This is a genomic window from Streptomyces boncukensis (assembly GCF_011045075.1).
Lineage (GTDB): Bacteria > Actinomycetota > Actinomycetes > Streptomycetales > Streptomycetaceae > Streptomyces > Streptomyces boncukensis.
In genome coordinates this window covers 1-2,137 of the sequence record NZ_JAAKZZ010000823.1, presented here as the reverse complement: position 1 = coordinate 2,137, position 2,137 = coordinate 1, and the positions used below count along the sequence as shown (strand labels likewise).

Below are 2,137 nucleotides of genomic sequence, written 5' to 3'. Positions count from 1 at the left end.
GTGCTGGGTCTGGTCGCCGAGGTCGAAGGGCCGTGGACCGACGAGGAGTCGGACCGGATGTCCCGTGCCGAGCTGGATGAGCTGTTCGGCGGGGAGCGCAACGAGGAGGCGGTGGCGGAGGCCGTGGCGCTCGGGGTGCTGGTCCCGCTGGCCGACCGTCCGGACGAGTTCCAGGTGCCGAGTCCGCAGGAGCTGGCGGTGGCAGCGGAGCTGCACACGGCCGGGGTGCCGCTGCTCGCGCTCACCGAGCATCTGCGGGAGCTGCGCAGCCAGGTCGAGCACATCGCGGCCCGCTTTCTGGACTTCACAAACGAGCATGTGTTCATCCGCTATCTCGGTGCCCATCCCTCCGACAGCACCGCGTCCGAGGCCGCCGAGCTGGTCCGCAGGCTGCGTCCGCTGGCCCGGCAGACCGTCGACGCGGAGCTGGCCCGCGCCATGCAGAAGATGGCGGCCCGCAGCCTGCGGTCCCATCTGCGCTCGGCCGCCGCCGTGCCCCCGCCGCACGCCGTCGGCCCGCGGACCGAGACCGTGCGGCTCCCGGTCCACACCCTCGACGCGGTGCGGGGCCTGGTGGGCGAGGAGCGGGTCGACGCCTTCCTCACCGCCGCCGCCGAGCGGGAGGTGCAGGCCCGCACCATGGACCGGCTCGCGGAGGAGCGCGAGGAGAGCAGGGGAGGCGATGCGATGCGATGAGGCAGCGGAAGCGGCGGGAGCGGGAGCGGCGGGGTCCTCCGGGTGGCGGCCCCTGGCATCATCGCTGGTATGGAACACACGCCCGGCCCCGCCGGTATGCCCGAGATGCCCAGTACGGAGTCCGCCGTCACCGCGATCCGTGCGGTGGCGGAACGGTACGGACACCAGGTCACGATCGAGCATGCCATCGGGGCCGATGAGTCCTCACGGCGCACGGCGGCCGGGGCGTTCGCCGTCACCGACGAGGACGGCTCGCTGCCGCACGAGGCGCTGCTGGAGATCCCCGCCGCCGAGTCACCGCTCAGTCCGGAGATCGCCGTGCAGGTCTTCGCGGAGGGCGACGCCCACATCACCCTGGACGGCATCACCTTTCACGACGTCCCCCGTGAGCGGGCTCCGGCGTTCCTGGAGACGGTGTTCGACGGCCGGGCCCGGGTGAAGCTGACGTGGTATCCGCCGTACTGCAGGCTGATCGTGGCGCTGCCGGGTGACCGTACGTACAAGGAGGTCGTACCGATGGCCCACGGCGGGCTGTCCCGCTGGATGAACACCCTGACGCCTTGACACCCTGACACCCGAGGCCGGAGCCCCGGGTCGACAGCTCCGACCGCGTCAGGGGGTGCTGGCCGTGGTGATGACGTCCTCCAGGACCTCGCGGGTGTAGCGCAGGTCGGCGATGGTCCGGTCGATCCGCTCCCGCTCCGCCACCAGCTGCTGGACCAGCCAGGGCGTTGCCGTCGCCGCCGGTCCCCCGTCGTGGTCCCGCATACACGGCAGGATGCTCGCGATCCGGTCCCCGTTCAGCCCCGCGGCCAGCAGTTGCTGGATGAGGATGACGCGGTCGACCGCCGCCTCCGGGTAGTCCCGGTGCCCGCCCGGTGTCCGGTCGGAGACGAGCATGTCCTTCTGCTCGTAGTAGCGCAGGGACCGTACGCTCACGCCCGTACGCCGGGACAGTTCGCCGATCTTCATGCCCGTCACCTTCCGCGCCCCGGCCCGGTGCCCGGGGCTTGAATCTGACATTGGTGTCAGATTCTACGGTCTCTCCATGACGAACAACCAGCCGCAGCGCACGGCCGAGTCCCCGCTCCTCGCCCGCTACTCCTCCGCCCGCCTCACCACCCCCAACCGCATCGTCATGGCCCCCATGACCAGGAACCGGGCCGCCGAGGACGGCACGCCCCTCCCCGTCGTCGCGGACTACTACGCGCAGCGCGCCACCGCCGGGCTCATCGTCACCGAGGGCATCTGGCCGCACCGCCGGGGGCAGAGCGGCTGGCGCATCCCGGGCCTGGAGACCGAGTCGCACGTGGCCGGGTGGCGCGCGGTCACCGCCGCCGTCCACGCGCGCGGCGGCCGGATCGCCGCCCAGCTCATGCACGGCGGGCGGCAGGGCCATCCGCGCTCGCGCCTCCTCGGGGACGTCCCGGCGGGCCCCTCC

At 72.6% G+C, this 2,137-nt stretch carries 4 protein-coding genes; 3 read left to right on the top strand and 1 reads right to left on the bottom strand.

The window, feature by feature from the left end; all coding sequences use genetic code 11:
- A partial coding sequence (locus G5C65_RS36045) for a MerR family transcriptional regulator (RefSeq protein WP_165303265.1) occupies window positions 1–696 on the top strand: 696 nt, incomplete at its 5' end.
- A 69-nt stretch (window positions 697–765) separates the two neighbouring features.
- Window positions 766–1,260, top strand: a complete 495-nt coding sequence (locus G5C65_RS36040) for a hypothetical protein (RefSeq protein ID WP_206442658.1) — start codon at window positions 766–768, stop codon at window positions 1,258–1,260.
- 48 nt (window positions 1,261–1,308) lie between these two features.
- On the opposite strand, the gene G5C65_RS36035 is transcribed toward G5C65_RS36040, so the two are convergent.
- Entirely contained in the window at window positions 1,309–1,668 is a 360-nt protein-coding gene (locus G5C65_RS36035) for a MerR family transcriptional regulator (RefSeq protein ID WP_165303264.1), read from the bottom strand.
- Between the two features lie 76 nt (window positions 1,669–1,744).
- Between G5C65_RS36035 and G5C65_RS36030 the strand changes: the two genes are divergently transcribed.
- The coding region (locus G5C65_RS36030; RefSeq protein ID WP_478501624.1) for an oxidoreductase at window positions 1,745–2,137 on the top strand (393 nt) is incomplete at its 3' end.

What these genes read in the sequence shown, in the direction of transcription:
- G5C65_RS36035 (WP_165303264.1), bottom strand. Translation starts at nt 1,668, where the DNA reads ATGAAGATCGGCGAACTGTCCCGGCGTACGGGCGTGAGCGTACGGTCC.
- G5C65_RS36040 (WP_206442658.1), top strand. Translation starts at nt 766, where the DNA reads ATGGAACACACGCCCGGCCCCGCCGGTATGCCCGAGATGCCCAGTACG.